Origin of the sequence: Arcticibacter sp. MXS-1 (assembly GCF_041902385.1) — a bacterium.
Classification (GTDB): Bacteria; Bacteroidota; Bacteroidia; order Sphingobacteriales; family Sphingobacteriaceae; genus Arcticibacter.
Genome location: NZ_CP169244.1, coordinates 3,793,934 through 3,808,124 on the forward strand (window position 1 = coordinate 3,793,934; position 14,191 = coordinate 3,808,124).

At 49.1% G+C, this 14,191-nt stretch carries 13 protein-coding genes, 1 other RNA gene and 2 pseudogenes; 6 read left to right on the plus strand and 10 right to left on the minus strand.

The window, feature by feature from the left end; translation table 11 throughout:
• Window positions 1-3 precede the first annotated feature (3 nt).
• A pseudogene (locus tag ACES2C_RS16435) lies at window positions 4-1,253 on the plus strand (glutamate-5-semialdehyde dehydrogenase).
• Window positions 1,254-1,262: 9 nt separating this feature from the next.
• Here ACES2C_RS16435 and ACES2C_RS16440 read toward each other — a convergent pair.
• Complete coding sequence (locus tag ACES2C_RS16440; protein ID WP_374164159.1) at window positions 1,263-1,790, minus strand: DUF6580 family putative transport protein; 528 nt, start codon at window positions 1,788-1,790, stop codon at window positions 1,263-1,265.
• Between the two features lie 355 nt (window positions 1,791-2,145).
• On the opposite strand from ACES2C_RS16440, the gene ACES2C_RS16445 reads away from it, so the two are divergent.
• The gene (locus ACES2C_RS16445; RefSeq protein WP_374164160.1) at window positions 2,146-3,195 is read left to right on the plus strand and encodes an IS110 family transposase; all 1,050 of its coding nucleotides are present in this window, start codon (window positions 2,146-2,148) and stop codon (window positions 3,193-3,195) included.
• A gap of 265 nt (window positions 3,196-3,460) precedes the next feature.
• Here ACES2C_RS16445 and ACES2C_RS16450 read toward each other — a convergent pair whose 3' ends face one another.
• The 4 genes from ACES2C_RS16450 to ACES2C_RS16465 all read right to left on the minus strand — a co-directional run bounded on the left by ACES2C_RS16450 (window position 3,461) and on the right by ACES2C_RS16465 (window position 6,465).
• Window positions 3,461-4,846, minus strand: coding sequence for a sigma-54-dependent transcriptional regulator (locus tag ACES2C_RS16450; protein ID WP_374164161.1), 1,386 nt, complete (start codon window positions 4,844-4,846; stop codon window positions 3,461-3,463).
• Between the two features lie 137 nt (window positions 4,847-4,983).
• Window positions 4,984-5,363, minus strand: an RNA gene (rnpB, locus tag ACES2C_RS16455) — RNase P RNA component class A.
• A gap of 36 nt (window positions 5,364-5,399) precedes the next feature.
• The gene (locus ACES2C_RS16460) at window positions 5,400-5,828 is read right to left on the minus strand and encodes a cytochrome c (RefSeq protein WP_374164162.1); all 429 of its coding nucleotides are present in this window, start codon (window positions 5,826-5,828) and stop codon (window positions 5,400-5,402) included.
• Window positions 5,815-6,465, minus strand: coding sequence for an SCO family protein (locus ACES2C_RS16465; protein ID WP_374164163.1), 651 nt, complete (start codon window positions 6,463-6,465; stop codon window positions 5,815-5,817). The genes ACES2C_RS16460 and ACES2C_RS16465 overlap by 14 nt, the downstream gene beginning before the upstream one ends.
• A 116-nt stretch (window positions 6,466-6,581) precedes the next feature.
• On the opposite strand from ACES2C_RS16465, the gene ACES2C_RS16470 reads away from it, so the two are divergent.
• Window positions 6,582-6,944 (plus strand): dihydroneopterin aldolase, encoded by a 363-nt coding sequence (locus tag ACES2C_RS16470; RefSeq protein ID WP_374164164.1) that lies wholly within the window; start codon window positions 6,582-6,584, stop codon window positions 6,942-6,944.
• A gap of 210 nt (window positions 6,945-7,154) precedes the next feature.
• Here ACES2C_RS16470 and ACES2C_RS16475 read toward each other — a convergent pair whose 3' ends face one another.
• Window positions 7,155-7,580, minus strand: a complete 426-nt coding sequence (locus tag ACES2C_RS16475; protein WP_374164165.1) for an acyl-CoA thioesterase — start codon at window positions 7,578-7,580, stop codon at window positions 7,155-7,157.
• A 144-nt stretch (window positions 7,581-7,724) separates the two neighbouring features.
• Between ACES2C_RS16475 and ACES2C_RS16480 the strand changes: the two genes are divergently transcribed.
• Together ACES2C_RS16480 and ACES2C_RS16485 are read left to right on the plus strand one after the other, a co-directional pair.
• Window positions 7,725-8,165 (plus strand): Hsp20/alpha crystallin family protein, encoded by a 441-nt coding sequence (locus ACES2C_RS16480; RefSeq protein ID WP_374164166.1) that lies wholly within the window; start codon window positions 7,725-7,727, stop codon window positions 8,163-8,165.
• A gap of 233 nt (window positions 8,166-8,398) precedes the next feature.
• Complete coding sequence (locus ACES2C_RS16485; RefSeq protein ID WP_374164167.1) at window positions 8,399-9,709, plus strand: nicotinamide mononucleotide adenylyltransferase; 1,311 nt, start codon at window positions 8,399-8,401, stop codon at window positions 9,707-9,709.
• Between the two features lie 15 nt (window positions 9,710-9,724).
• On the opposite strand, the gene ACES2C_RS16490 is transcribed toward ACES2C_RS16485, so the two are convergent.
• The 4 genes and pseudogenes from ACES2C_RS16490 to ACES2C_RS16505 form a co-directional block, all read right to left on the minus strand.
• Entirely contained in the window at window positions 9,725-10,717 is a 993-nt protein-coding gene (locus ACES2C_RS16490) for a glycosyltransferase family 9 protein (protein WP_374164168.1), read from the minus strand.
• 38 nt (window positions 10,718-10,755) lie between these two features.
• Window positions 10,756-11,358, minus strand: coding sequence for a glycosyltransferase family 2 protein (locus ACES2C_RS16495; RefSeq protein ID WP_374166971.1), 603 nt, complete (start codon window positions 11,356-11,358; stop codon window positions 10,756-10,758).
• A gap of 39 nt (window positions 11,359-11,397) precedes the next feature.
• A pseudogene (locus ACES2C_RS16500) lies at window positions 11,398-11,723 on the minus strand (glycosyltransferase family 2 protein); the annotation flags it as partial.
• On the minus strand, window positions 11,714-13,441 hold the full coding sequence (locus tag ACES2C_RS16505) for a carbamoyltransferase (RefSeq protein ID WP_374164169.1): 1,728 nt from the start codon (window positions 13,439-13,441) through the stop codon (window positions 11,714-11,716). The pseudogene ACES2C_RS16500 and the gene ACES2C_RS16505, both read right to left, overlap by 10 nt.
• Before the next feature lie 425 nt (window positions 13,442-13,866).
• On the opposite strand from ACES2C_RS16505, the gene ACES2C_RS16510 reads away from it, so the two are divergent.
• Window positions 13,867-14,109, plus strand: a complete 243-nt coding sequence (locus tag ACES2C_RS16510; protein ID WP_374164170.1) for a hypothetical protein — start codon at window positions 13,867-13,869, stop codon at window positions 14,107-14,109.
• Window positions 14,110-14,191: the final 82 nt, after the last annotated feature.

The window sequence follows — 14,191 nt, forward strand, 5'->3', positions numbered from 1 at the left end:
GTTATGGAACTTCTATCCCTCTTTACATCCGCCCGGAAGGCAAGCCGCGCTCTCCGTGTTCTCGATAACGCAAAACTGACTCACGTTCTGAATGACCTGGCTGACGAAACAGTTCGCCGGATACCGTTTCTCCTCAAAGAAAATCAGAGGGATCTGGAAAGGATGGACTCGCAGGATCCTAAATATGACCGTCTGAAACTGACAGAAAAGCGGATCGAAAGCATAGCGGATGATATGCGCAATGTGGCAGCCATGGAGTCGCCGCTTGGTAAGGTATTAATGGAGAGAACATTATCCAACGGGCTATCGCTTAGTAAGGTAACGGTTCCGCTTGGAGTGGTGGGGGTGATCTATGAAGCCCGCCCTAACGTTACGTTTGATGTCTTTTCACTTTGTTTTAAGAGCGGGAACGTATGTGTGCTGAAAGGGGGAGTGATGCGGTGTTTTCCAATGAGGCAATCGTGTCTGTTATCCATGAAGTGCTGACCAGAAATGGTGTAGACCCGTCTGTTCTGGTGCTGCTGCCTGCCGACAGGACAGCTACCGAGGCGCTCTTGCAGGCTACAGAATACGTGGATGTCCTGATTCCGCGCGGAAGTCAGGCGCTGATTGATTACGTAAGGCAGAACGCCAGAGTGCCTGTTATCGAAACGGGTGCGGGAATTGTGCATACCTACTTCGATGAAACGGCTGACCTGGAGAAAGGAAAGCGGATCGTCTTTAATGCAAAGACAAGGAGGGTAAGCGTTTGCAACGCACTCGACTGCCTCATTGTTCATGAGGCCAGGCTTGCCGATCTTCCGGCGCTCACTTCAGCCCTTGCCGGGGCAAACGTGACCGTATATGCGGACGAGCCGGCCTTTCACTCATTGAGCGGAGCTTACCCGTCTGACTTGCTGCAACAGGCAGACGAGCGGCATTTTGGTACGGAGTTTCTTGACTATAAGCTGGCTGTAAAGACCGTTAGTTCTCTTGCTGAGGCACTTGATCATATTGAGCGATTTAGTTCAAGGCACAGCGAAGCAATCGTTTCGGAAAGCGATGAGAATATGCAGACCTTTCTCAGCTCTGTTGATGCGGCCGCGGTCTATGCCAACGCTTCGACTGCCTTTACGGACGGTGCACAGTTCGGACTGGGGGCAGAAATAGGCATCAGCACCCAGAAATTACACGCTAGGGGACCTATGGCCCTGGCTGAACTCACCAGCTACAAATGGCTGGCAGTAGGACAGGGACAGGTGCGGGAAAGCTGAACAGGCAGGCTATACGGCCAGCGCAGGGTATCTTTTCTCCAGGAGATAGAAGCCTCCGAAAAGAAGCGTGCCGTAAATAGCGTCTGCAATCAGCATGTTACGCAGGAAAGGAAGTCCCATGATGTATGATTCAATTACTCCCTGAAGGTTGTGGGGGTACCAGGGATAAAGAAATGCGAAATTGGTGATCAGATAGAAGATCACAGCTCCTGCAATTGACGCCAGCGCAATTGAAACCGGGCTCACCTTTCTGGTGATCATCACTCCGCAGCCTACCATGCATACAAATGCGGCATATACAACAGGCCTTGTTGAATCCCAGCCCAGGAAAAGATCTGAAATGATCATGGCCAGCAAAGGCATCAGAAATGCAAGTTTCTTGTTCTCAATTTGCGCACCCGCAAATACAGCCAGTGCTCCAACTGCCGTGAAGTTCCAGATATTGGGAAGCAGTAAAGGCAGAGCTCTTGTGCATGCTGCGGCAACGATCAGTAAACTCAAAACAAGAAAGCGGGAAGTCTGTATTTGTCGAATCATAATACAAAGTTAAAAGTTATAAGCGAATCTCAAAGCTGAAAGCAGAAAGCTCAAAGCAGACTCTGATAGCTGATAGCCGATAGCTCCTATGTTTGCAGGGTAAAGAAAAGTGCAGATATTGAGGAGATAAAAGAGATAAGATACCGATAAATTTGAAGAAAAAAGTGAAAAAGGGTGAGAGCACACTGATCGCTAAGCAACCTCAAGGTATGCAGACTTTCAGATCTCAGCCTCATCCTTTTTACTCTCTTAGAGTTTGAACAGAATGTAAGGAATACCGATAGGGGTATATCCAGGATATCCAACCAGGAGAAAAAACGGAGAGAGACTTTCACTTTGAAAAAAGAGAATTGGTATGAAAATCGTAGTAAAGCAAGTCGTGGGCATTGATGTAGCCCAAAAAGAATTAGTTGTATCACTAGGAAAAATGGACCAGCAATGGACTCCCCAGCTTTCCGGACATAAAACTTTCACCAATAACAGCAAAGGATTTAATGACCTGCGTGAATGGGTAAAGAAGTATACCGATGAACAAGTAGAGGTACGTTACGTGATGGAATCTACAGGAGTGTATCATGAAGCACTAGCCTACTATCTTGTCGGGCAAGAATGTGCAGTAAGTATCATCCTTCCCAATAAGATCAGTAATTACTTCAGAACCTTGCAGGTAAGGACTATTACAGACAAAAGTGCCAGTGAAGCGATCTGCCTGTTTGGTTTAGAACGCAAGCTGGAAAACTGGAAGCGCCCATCTCCTCTCTATAAACGGCTCAGGCAGCTTACCCGAGAGAGGGATCAGCTGCAGCAGGAGTTAACCCAACTACAAAATCAGAAGCATGCTGAAATGGCTGAAGCAGAGCCTAATCAAGGTACTCTTAGCAGGCTTGAGATACGGCTGAAGTTGTTAAAGGATCAGGCAACAGAGATCTGGACCGAAATCAGTGAAATGCTGCTTGAAAATCAAAAAGTAAGCGCAGCAGTCAAACTTCTCACTAGCATTCCAGGTGTAGGCCCTCTAACGGCAGTGACCGTACTGGCAGAAACTAACGGCTTTGATCTTATCCGTAATCAAAGACAACTGACCGCCTACGCTGGCCTAGACGTAAAAGAGAAACAATCCGGCACTTCAGTAAAGGGAAAGGCTCAAATATCTAAAAGAGGGAACAGGCATCTTAGGAAAGCAATGCATTTTCCTGCCCTTACTGCTATCAGGCATGATCCCCACTTTAAGGCGGTCTACCTCAGGATTATAGAGAAACAAAGTATTAAGATGAAAGCTGCGGTAGCTGTGCAAAGAAAACTGCTGGCCTTGATGTTCACTCTTTACCGGAATGGCAACCTCTACGATAAAGACTATTTACAAAAAGTACCGGTACTAAAGAATGTAGAACGACAAACAGCTTAAAATAGTTAGAGTAGCAATCAAAGATCGCTACTCTAAACAGGCTGGCTCAAGGCCGCCTTGGTTATACAAAAATAGTAATAATTATTTTTCCTTTATTTGGTTCTTAACACAGAATCTGAAGGCTGATAGCCAAAAGCCGAAAGCTGATAGCCGATAGCTGATGGCTGATAGCCAAAAGCTGATAGCTGGTGCGACACGGGCCGCAGGCAAAAAAAGATCCCACATCGCAGGAGCGGGTGGGATCGGGATTTATAAACTATATATACTATTCTGACCGTTTTAAACCGTACTTGTCGATCTTGCTGTAAAGGTGACTTCTTTGAATGTCAATATCATCGGCAGTCTTCGACACGTTCCAGTTATTCTTTTCGAGCTTGTACTTGATATAATCTTTCTCGGCCTGGTCCTTGTATTCCTGGAAGCTAGCAAAGCGGTCAAAGTCCATATAGGAAGTCTGCACATGCTGCGTTTTTGCTTCGCTGCTCTGCGGACCTGCAGGATTGGCAAAGGTGAAGACGTCGTTCTCGGTGATGACCTTGTCGCTCAGGATGATCAGACGCTCGATCATGTTCCTAAGCTCACGGATGTTTCCGGTCCAGGGGAGCGACTTCAGTGCTTCCATAGCGCCTTCGCTGAACTTCTTGGGCGGCATGCCGTATTCGGCGCAGATCTCTTCGCAGAAGCTGCCTGCAATGATCGGAATATCCTCCTTCCGCTCAGTGAGCGGCGGCACATGGATCAGGATCACGCTCAGCCGGTGGTACAAGTCCATCCGGAAGTTGCCATCCTCGATTTCTTTCAGCAAGTCTTTATTGGTAGCGGCTACAACCCTTACATCTACTTCAATCTCCTTCTCGCCTCCAACCCGTGTTATCTTGCTTTCCTGCAAAGCCCGCAGAACCTTTGCCTGGGCAGAGTGGCTCATGTCGCCAATTTCGTCAAGGAAGAGGGTGCCTCCGTTGGCTTGTTCAAACTTGCCGATCCGTTGTTTTACTGCTGAGGTGAACGAGCCTTTCTCATGCCCGAACAGCTCGCTCTCGATCAGTTCAGAAGGGATTGCCGCACAGTTCACCTCGATGATGGGGCCGTTAGCGCGGTGCGATTTCTCGTGAAGCCATCGGGCTACCAGCTCCTTGCCGCTTCCGTTTGCACCTGTGATCAGGACTCGAGCATCGGTAGGGGCAACCCGGTCAATGGTATCTTTAATTTTTTGTATGGCGGGTGAGTCGCCAAGTATCTCTCTTACTTTGCTTACTTTACGCTTTAGAACTTTGGTTTCTGTTACCAGATTACCGCGCTCAAGCGCATTCCGCACCGTTATCAGCAGACGGTTCAGATCGGGTGGTTTGGATATAAAATCGTACGCGCCCTTTTTACTGGCTTCCACAGCAGTCTCAATCGTGCCATGGCCCGAAATCATAATAAAAGGAAGATCTGGTTTTACCGCAAGACCCTCCGAAAGGACTTCCATCCCGTCCATCCGGTTCATCTTGATGTCACAAAGTACAAGGTCGAGATTGCTCTTCTTGATGATCTCCAGCCCGTCTATCCCGTTATCTACATCTTCTACCTCATAATCTTCGTATTCCAGTATTTCCCTCAGTGTATTGCGTATTGCACGCTCGTCGTCAACAATAAGAATTTTTGCCATAATGCTCTAGGTTTGAAACGCAACAGGCTACATAATGTTTTAAAAATGTATACAAATATATACAGTTTTTTTATACCATTTATCCGGCCAATATCACTATTTTAAAAGACAAAGCCGCTGCGTTTTTGCGCAGCGGCTTTGTTGTTGCCTGTAAGCCGGGTTCTGTTCTCAGCAAGCTGAGCTTCTATCATTTATCTTCTCCTGACATCGCTGTCAGGCTCTAACGACCTACCCGCTGACGCGCCGGCGAAAACCGCACAAGGACGAGCAGCCCTTAATCATCAGCTTATTTGGTCTTTCAACTCCTGGGGTTTACCGCGATGCATGTCGCCATACAAAGCCGTGAGCTCTTACCTCACGTTTTCACCTTTTCCCAGATGCTGCGCACCCGGGTAGTTTATTTTCTGTGGCACTTTCCGTACGCATTACTGCGCCCTTCCTGTTAGGAAGCAGGATGCTCTGTGTTGCCCGGACTTTCCTCCATCCCCCGAAGGGACAGCGATAGAACAGCATTCAAAGATACTATAATTTTCTGGTCGCAGGGCCGCGGCTTTTAATGCTTGCAGTTCTGCAGGTGCAAGGCTGCATCCTCCTGACTGTACAGGCCCTGATCGTTTCCAAAGCTATTGGTGATGTAAGTGACCAGCGCAGCTACATCAATATCGGGAAGCGACTCGTTGCCCGGCATCTGGAAGTCGTACTCTCTGCCGCTCACCCTGATCTTCTCGTCGAGGCCATGCTTAATTATACAAGCCAGCCGTTCCCGGTTCTGCCGCAGAAAGGTGGTGTCTGTGAGCGGCGGAATAAGGCCTTTAAGGCCCTCACCATCGTTATTATGGCAATTGAGGCAATACGTGTCATAGAGCTGCTTGCCGTTGGTATAGTAGCGCGCATAGTTCAGGTCGCTGTCCGACTGGCAGGAAGCCAGACAGAACGCGAGTGCAGGTATCAGCAAAAACAAAAGCAGCTTATTCTTTTTCATGCTTATATTCATTGAGGAGAATCTGCATGTCGTCCATGAGCTTTTCAACCTGGTCGGGCTGTGTGCCGTCATACGCTCCTCTTAAGCGCTTTTCTTTGTCAACCAGCACGAACCAACCCTGGTGTACGTAACCTCCCGGGGCATTCTTATCCTCGTTAACAGCTACCAGATAGTGCTTTTCGGCAAGATTGTAAACAGAGTCTCTGGTACCTCTCAGGAACTGCCATTGCTTGCCGCTTATACCCAGCTTGGTGGCGTACTCCTTCAGTTTGGCCGGCGTATCGTGCTTGTAGTCAATCGTATGTGAGGCGATCATTACCTCCGGATTATCCTTGAACTTTTCATAAACTTTAAGCATATTCCGGTGCATAACCGGACAGATGGAAGGGCAGGAGGTGAAGAAGAAATCGGCAACATAGATCTTTCCGTCAAAATCCTTGTTGGTCACCTGTGCGCTGTCCTGATTGATAAAGCTGAATGCCGGAATGGTTTGATAGACTGTGTCGGTCACTGTTTTGCCATTGACGATCTTCTGAACCGGCTCCCTGTTACCCAGTATAGGAAGTTTCTTCTGGTCAGCTGAATTACAGGCTGAAAGCAGGATAGCGCCTGCCGCAATATAAAGGAATGCTCTCATTTGACGTATTTATAGAAAAAGTACAGGCAAAGATACAGGTTCGCCGCCCGATTACAAGCACTCCCGCCTCGTCCCCTCCAATTTAACATACCAAATACAAAAGCTAACTTTGCGGCATGGCCAAGCTCAGAAAAACAATCGGACTGGAAGGCGTGCGCTTCTTTGCATTCCATGGATACTACCCCGAAGAACAAATTCTCGGAAGTGAGTTTATTGTCGATATCACCACCGGAACATACCTGATTGAGGATGGAAATGATGAGCTAGCCGACACGCTGAATTACGAGCATTTGCTTGAAATCGCTTCTGATGAGATGAAAAATACGCGCAAGTTGCTTGAAACGGTAGCCCTTCGGATGCTAGAACGTATACGCGCCTCTTTTCCTCACCTCGACCTTGTAGTGGTCCGGATTAAAAAACTTCATCTTTCGCTTCCCGGCGAAACCAATTCTGTGGTCGAGTACCGTTACGAAGTGTAGCGGAGAGGATCAGACAAAGACAGGCTGCTGGTGCAGGAAGTAAACTGCTGACAGGCGTTGTACCGCTACGAAGCGTAGCGGAGAGGAACGGACAAAGACAGGCTGCCGGTGCAGGAAGTAAACTGCTGACAGGAATTGTACCGCTACGAAGCGTAGCGAAGTGTAGCGAAGTGTAGCGGAGAAGAACGGACAAAGGGGCGTCCCGCCGTGTTAAACGGCAAGCGCCTCAAATGCAATCATTTTTTCGCGCTGGAGCAATGGTATGGGGGCCGGCTTATCTTTCTCAAAGTCGTAGAAAATGCAGGTAGTGCGGCCCGTTGTGCAGATCTCCTCGTCGGCGTTCCGCTTGATCGTGAGTACGTACTCCACGTCAAAGCTGCAATTGCCGATGCGTGACGTCCTCACATAGGCGTATAGCTCATCATTAAACCGCACTGGTTTCTTGTAGTTCACCTCTGCACGCCCGATGATGATCCCTTTGGTTCGGCTTTGCCATTTTGTAATGTGTTTCCAGTAGCCGGAGTGAGCCATTTCGAAATAAGAGAGGAAGACATCGTTATTCACCACTCCGTAAGCATTGATATCGCCAAAGCGAACAGGTATAAAAGACTTGTAGTTAAAAGACGTGAGCATCATAAGAAAAAGACATTTTGTCGGTTGGTAATTGGTTTAATAGGTCATTTTGTCCTATTATAAACGAATTTACGCTAAAAAATGTTTTGGTACAAGCCTTGTATTTATCCTCACAAATTCAAAAAGAAACTTTAGGAGGATATAAAAATGACACTTGTAAAATTTGCAAACGGAAACAACAGTAACACCTTAAAACCCTGGTTCAATGATGTTTTTGATTCTTTCTTTAACGATTCATTTGTTTCAGACCGGCTCACCTCAAGAGTACCTGCTGTGAATATTGCGGAAACAGAAGGCGAGTTCCATATTGAACTTGCAGCACCGGGCTTAAAGAAGGAAGACTTTAAGATCAGTCTTGACAAGAACGTGCTGAGCATCTCTGCTGAAAAGAAGGCAGAAGCAAACGTGGAAGGCAGGAAGTACAATCGACGCGAATACAGCTACAACTCATTCGTGCGCTCTTTCACTTTACCTGAAACTGCCGACTACTCCCGAATTGAAGCTGAGTATACAGACGGCGTGCTGAAGGTAGGCGTTGCTAAAAGAGAAGAAGCCAAACTGCAATCAAGAGAAATTGCTGTAAAATAATTACCTGCAAAAAAATTAGCTATAAAGGGCGTCGTATCAGAAAGCGACGCCCTTTTTTTTGAAAGTGCCTCATTTAAACTTTTATCCCGTATGAGTGCGCAGCTCATGAATGTTTCCTTTGGTTATAGCAGCGTGACTGGCGGGAGCCGTTCTTCACTGCCTCTGCTCCCTGTTTCCCCTGCACAGTTTGCTGAGGTTTTTGGTTAAGAGTGCTTAAAAATGTACTTTTGATCATGCTACGTGAAATACTTGAGACCAAACGAAAAGCCCTTAAAATAAATCTCGACCCAACTATCTACGGTACCTTTGCTGAAATTGGAGCCGGACAGGAAGTGGCTCGTAACTTCTTCACTGCAGGTGCTGCTTCCGGAACGATCGCCAAAACTATGTCGGCATACGATATGGCTTTCAGCAATGAGATCTATGGGGCTGAGAAGTCGGGCCGCTACGTTAGCAAGTCGAGGCTTAATAAGATGCTGAGGCATGAGTTTGATCTGCTGTCCGAGCGTTTGTGTGGCGAAAAATATCTGGGGCGTCGTTTTTTTGCCTTTGCAAACACGGTAACCACCCTCAATTATAACAAAACCAACGATCCTCATGGCTGGGTAGGCATCATGTTCCAGTCGGAGCCGGGCGGAGAGGCGAATGAGATCATCCTGCACATCCGGCTTCTCGACAGCGACGGAAGCCTGCAGCAGAATGTGCTCGGTATCATTGGCGTGAACCTCGTATTTGCAGCCTTTTTCCTTTCCTCGAACGTTCAGACTATGATCGAGTCCCTCGTTGATAACCTGGCAGTAGGCTCCGTGGAAATTGATCTGGTGAACCTTCGGGGGCCTGCCTTTAAAGACGCGAACGACCGCCTCGTAAACCTCTATCTCATTGCCAAGGGCTTCTCAAGCGCGGCCATCTTCGACCGGAATGCACAGGTGTGCCAGTCTAAGGATCTCCTGTATAAAAAGGACGTGATGATCCTCCGGACCAAATACCGGCAGAAGTCAACTCCAAACTTTGACCTCTTTAATCGTGCTGTTGAACAGTTTAAGCGTTCTCAGCATGCAGGCGACGCCAATCTGGTGGTTCTTATTGAAGTTCTGATGTCTAATGCTTTTGATGAGACGCCTCAGATTGACAATGCCGACCTTGAGCAATTTGCTGCCCGCGCAGAGGAGCTTTGCGCGACAGGCAACAACGTCATTGTATCCAACTTTACCCGCAACCACAAGCTGGCACAATATCTTTCGCGATGTAAGCCCCACCGCGTGGGAATTTCGACCAATATTGCCAACCTCAAACGGATATTCGACGCTTCCAACTATGGCGAGAACTATACGGATGAGCTGCTCGCCTATGTGAGCGACTTGTTTAGCCGGAATGTAAAGCTCTACGCCTATCCATACCTCGATAAGAAGAATAACGAGATCATCACGACCCGCAACATGCCGGTGTCTGAACAGTCAAAGCCGCTGTTCGACTTCCTCATTCTGAATAACTATATCACTGACATCGAACAGTACGACGAGAAAGATGTTAAGACGGTTTAGTCTTAACATCTTGTATCAGAGTGGCTTTTTGTTGATCATCCTCTTGGTTGCTTCAAGTGTAAGACTGAAATCGGGGGTCACTGTCCAATCGATCACTTCGTGTACTGTGTGATCCTGAGGTGCCCACCGTTCGGGTTCTCCGTCCAGGCTGATCACCACACTGGGTGTCTTGAACGCCGATGCGATATGCGACACGCCGGTACAATTGGAGATAAGACCCGCTGCTTCTTTGATTAGTACTGCTACTGCGCCCATGCTTGTCTTGCCTGCAGCAATAACCGGCTGCGATACCATATGGGAAGCTGTTTGCCTGACCAGATCAAGTTCTTCGGCGGTACCCGTGAGCACCGGAGTAAAGCCGACCGCTGCTGCTTCATCAGCCAGTTTAGCGAAGAACTCGGGAGGCCATCGCCTGGCTATTCCGCGTGAACCCGGGTGAATGCAGACATAGGCCCCTTCTTCGAGCGGCAGTCCGGTGTCCTGAAATTCCTGGTAGTCCTTGTCTCTCAGCGGAAACTCCAGTTCCGTGCCCAGCGACTTTAGTCCAAGAAACTCCATGAGCTTCACATGTCGTGCAGCTTCATGTCCCTGCTCGGGATACTCCATAAAGAGGCCGTTCTGAGGCGCGTAAATGTCCTTTTTACAATAGCCTGCAGTGAAGCGGACTCCCAGCAGTTCAACCATCGGATTCACAATCGTCCCATTTCCCTGCATCTGCAGCACAAGGTCAAACTCCTCTGATATCATTTTATTGAGAAAGCTGCTGAAGGCGGCAGGACTGAAGCTCTGCTCCGGCAGGCCCGGGAACCCGGGAAACCAGACAAAGCGGTCAAAATACTCGTTGAACCGCTCGGTAAGGCTTTTGGCCCAGGGAAGGCCGAGTAGGGTGATCTCTGCGTCAGGAAAACCTGCTCTCAGGGCCCTGACTGCTGGAATGGCGCAGAGCATATCACCCAGCTGCAGCGCCCGGAAAATCGCTATCTTTTTTATTTCTTGTTGTATCAGCATCGCTTATAATAATAAAGACCAGTTCTTGCTTTCATGCCCTAGAATAATAGAACGCGAAACTTTGCCGCTCCGTACCATTGCCAGTATAAGGACACAAAGGGAATGATGGCAGAGGTGACCACCATCTCGGTTACATGAGCTGCCTCTTTTGAGGTTCCCCTGAGCCGCTTTGCTATAAACAGGATAAGGAGCGACAGCCAGCAGGCCAGCAATACTGAAGAGTAAAGGTAAAGCTGCTGCCAGAGGCAAAGTAATCCTGCGGCAAAGAAAAATACCATCCCATAGTAATTCCAGGAGGGTGCGGCTTTGATTCGCTGCCGGTACAATACCGGAAACTTTCTGTAAAGAAGTGCGTTGTAGGCTGTCTTTTTCTGCTCCTTGATGCTGACACCCCATGGAGCAGGCCTTACAGGGTGCCAGACAGTTGCCTGGATTTTATGAATCGGGATCCCGGCCTCAAGCAGCTTAAAGTGCAGATCGCTGTCCTCGCGCCAGGCCATTGCAAAACGTTCATCAAAGCCGCCGGTAATCTCCAGGGCCTTTCTGGTACAGACACAGTTTGCTGTCACAAACTCGGCCGTCTCCAGCCCGGCAACATTCAGCTCATAGTCGGTCGGAACCTCCTTTCTCGGCACAACCACCCGCCCGGTAAAGGCAACAACTTCTTCGCCTGTATAGGCCTCATAGGCTTGCCGGAGCCAGTCGGCCTGAGGTATACAGTCGTCATCTGTGAAGGCCACCAGCTTTGCTCTTGTCGCCTTCCAGCCCGCATTCCGGGAAGCGGCGGGCCCTTTTTTACCGGCGTCTGCAGGTACAGAACGGCGGGCGCAGCACAGCCTTGGTACGCCTGCATCGCTTCTGCTGTCTCCGGGTCTTCTCCGTCACTCACTACGATAATTTCGTACTCCGCTTTGGAGAAGTCTTGCTGCAGCAGGGCCGTCAGGCAGCGCATCAGCAGCCCGGGGCGACGATAAGTTGGAACTACGACCGCTATTTTTACCTCCATTCCTTCTCAATCAGAAAAGAGCCAATGACCAGAGCGTCAAAGGGTGATGTCCAAAAACATTCGATGGCGTCGCGCGGAGAGCATACGATCGGCTTTCCGAGGGTGTTAAACGAGGTGTTCACCAGCACCGGTACGCCTGTTTTACGTTTAAACGCCTGCAGCAGGTCGTAGTAACGGGGATGCTGCTCGCGGTTCACGGTCTGAATGCGTGCAGTGCCATCAACATGTCGTACCGCCGGAATCTGCTCCTCTTTCTCCTGTTTTACATCGTATATAAAAAGCATGAAGGGTGAGTAGCGGGCGCCTTTAAACCATTCGCCGGCGTCTTCCTCCAGCACGACCGGCGCAACGGGGCGGAAGTCCTCCCGGTCTTTCACTTCGTTAAGCCTGGCCTGCATCTCGGGGTGTATAGGAGAGGCTAGAATAGAACGGCTTCCCAGTGCTCTCGGGCCGAACTCCATACGTCCCTGATACCAGCCGATGATCTTATCCTGGGCCAGCAGGTCTGCTGCCTCTTCGGCAATATTGTCTAGCTTCCTGTAAGGCACTTTAGCCCACTTGATAAACTTCTCGATCTCTGCGTCTGAATAATCAGGCCCCCAGTAGGCATGCGTCATCTCAAAAGCTCTGGAGGGCGACTGCCGCTCCTGCACGTCTACCCAGATGGCTGCTCCCAATGCGGTGCCGGCGTCTCCGGCTGCAGGCTGCACCCAGATATTCCTGAAGGGGCTTTTGTCGCGGATGCGTGCGTTAAGAACGCAGTTCAGCGCTACGCCTCCAGCCAGACATAGATTGTCCTGCCTGGTTTCCTCGTGCAGCCACTGGCAGATCTCCAGCACACGTTCCTCCAGTACCACCTGCAAGGAGTGAGCAATGTTGAAGTGATGGGCCGTGAACTCTTCATGCCTTAACCGGGTCTTCCCGAACCGCTCTTCAAAGGCGGGGTCTTTGATTTCGTACATGCCCTTCGGACCGGGAACAATGATCTCCCTGAAATCGTTTACGAACTCAGGCTTTCCATACGATGCCAGTGCCATGACCTTGTACTCGTCGGAAGAGTGCAGGAAGCCCAGATAAGACGTAAGCTGCTCATACAATAATCCCAGCGAGTGTGGCATGTTGACCTGCCCGATGCGCTCAAGCGAGTTTCCTTTTCCTACATTGTAGGTAGTGGTGGCAAGCTCGCCGCGCCCGTCGAGGGTCATCACTGCAGCTTCCTCATAAGGGGAAGGGTGGAAGGCGCTGGCAGCGTGACTGATATGGTGTTCTACATAGTGGAATTTGAAATCGTCGAGCCGGGTGCCTTTAAACCTTTTTTGCAGGTGATGGGGATACCCGTCTTTAAGCTGACGTGGCGCATTGAGGATATACGACAGGAACAAAGGGTCCCATGGATTCTGCCATTCGTCCTCCGCGAGACCGGCGCTTTGGTCGAAAGGTATGGCGATGCTGGCCTGTCCCCGGTATTTCTCGCCGATCAGCTGATAGGGGTCAAAAGAATAAGCAACATGATCGATCTCACTCAGGTGAATGTTCGCTGCTTCGAGGCAGTAGTTGATGGCGTGGAATGGAAGCTCCCAGGTGCTGAAGGGAACGGGCCTTTTTCCATGCTTGATATGAGTGAAGCGTTCGTCCTCGGCGGCGGCAATAAGTTTTCCATCTTTTAAGAGACAGGCCGCAGAGTCGTGAAATACGGCATTAATACCTAAAACGTACATAAGATAGATTTTGCAGCTAAATAAATAGCAGAAGGAGATAAAATGTTTTTTGTGCCGGTTAATTTGTTCTTCAAAGGCGACAAGAACCTTCAGTCAGGGCTCAGGGGCAGATTAGCAAGGCAGTGCAGGAAGGTTTTTGTGCCGGTTAATTTGTTCTTCAAAGGCGACAAAGAACCTTTGATTTTGGTTTAGCGCAAGGCGTGCGGGAAGTGCCGGAAGGTGTTTTGTCGGGGTTCAAATTGTTCTTCAAAGGCGACAAAGAACCTTTCATTTTGGTTCAGAATAAAATGCGATGGCAGTGCCGGAAGGTTTCTCACTCCGTTCAGGACTTTGCCGGGATTGCTTTTTTGCCGGCCGCTTTTGTCTTTTTATTCTGTTCTCAAACAAGTTCAGGATCAGGGTGTTCCTAATTTAAACATCTGCATATGACACCCCGTGTAATAATCTCAGTCACTATAGCGAGCCTTTATTTGCTTGTATTTCTTGTTTTTGTCGGCTTTCAGAACTCCACCGCAGCGGCCTGGATGTTCTTCTTTTCGCCCCTTGTTATTGGCACTATGGCTTATATGATCGTGAGATACGGCGAGTATACCGGGGGCGAGCTAAAGCCTGATGAGGAGTGGGGATACGAAGACAAAGACCGCAGTAAGCTGGGCTTGTTCTGGTAAGGCGCTGGTCAGGCAAGCAAACGAAAGTGTGACGAAAATAGCGGAGAAAGAATAGTGAATTTTTTCTTGCAGAGGTTAAATT

What these genes read in the sequence shown, in the direction of transcription:
- ACES2C_RS16505 (WP_374164169.1), bottom strand. Translation starts at nt 13,441, where the DNA reads ATGTACGTTTTAGGTATTAATGCCGTATTTCACGACTCTGCGGCCTGT.
- ACES2C_RS16490 (WP_374164168.1), bottom strand. Translation starts at nt 10,717, where the DNA reads ATGCTGATACAACAAGAAATAAAAAAGATAGCGATTTTCCGGGCGCTG.
- ACES2C_RS16460 (WP_374164162.1), bottom strand. Translation starts at nt 5,828, where the DNA reads ATGAAAAAGAATAAGCTGCTTTTGTTTTTGCTGATACCTGCACTCGCG.
- ACES2C_RS16470 (WP_374164164.1), top strand. Translation starts at nt 6,582, where the DNA reads ATGGCCAAGCTCAGAAAAACAATCGGACTGGAAGGCGTGCGCTTCTTT.
- ACES2C_RS16445 (WP_374164160.1), top strand. Translation starts at nt 2,146, where the DNA reads ATGAAAATCGTAGTAAAGCAAGTCGTGGGCATTGATGTAGCCCAAAAA.
- ACES2C_RS16510 (WP_374164170.1), top strand. Translation starts at nt 13,867, where the DNA reads ATGACACCCCGTGTAATAATCTCAGTCACTATAGCGAGCCTTTATTTG.
- ACES2C_RS16475 (WP_374164165.1), bottom strand. Translation starts at nt 7,580, where the DNA reads ATGATGCTCACGTCTTTTAACTACAAGTCTTTTATACCTGTTCGCTTT.
- ACES2C_RS16450 (WP_374164161.1), bottom strand. Translation starts at nt 4,846, where the DNA reads ATGGCAAAAATTCTTATTGTTGACGACGAGCGTGCAATACGCAATACA.
- ACES2C_RS16485 (WP_374164167.1), top strand. Translation starts at nt 8,399, where the DNA reads ATGCTACGTGAAATACTTGAGACCAAACGAAAAGCCCTTAAAATAAAT.
- ACES2C_RS16440 (WP_374164159.1), bottom strand. Translation starts at nt 1,790, where the DNA reads ATGATTCGACAAATACAGACTTCCCGCTTTCTTGTTTTGAGTTTACTG.
- ACES2C_RS16465 (WP_374164163.1), bottom strand. Translation starts at nt 6,465, where the DNA reads ATGAGAGCATTCCTTTATATTGCGGCAGGCGCTATCCTGCTTTCAGCC.
- ACES2C_RS16480 (WP_374164166.1), top strand. Translation starts at nt 7,725, where the DNA reads ATGACACTTGTAAAATTTGCAAACGGAAACAACAGTAACACCTTAAAA.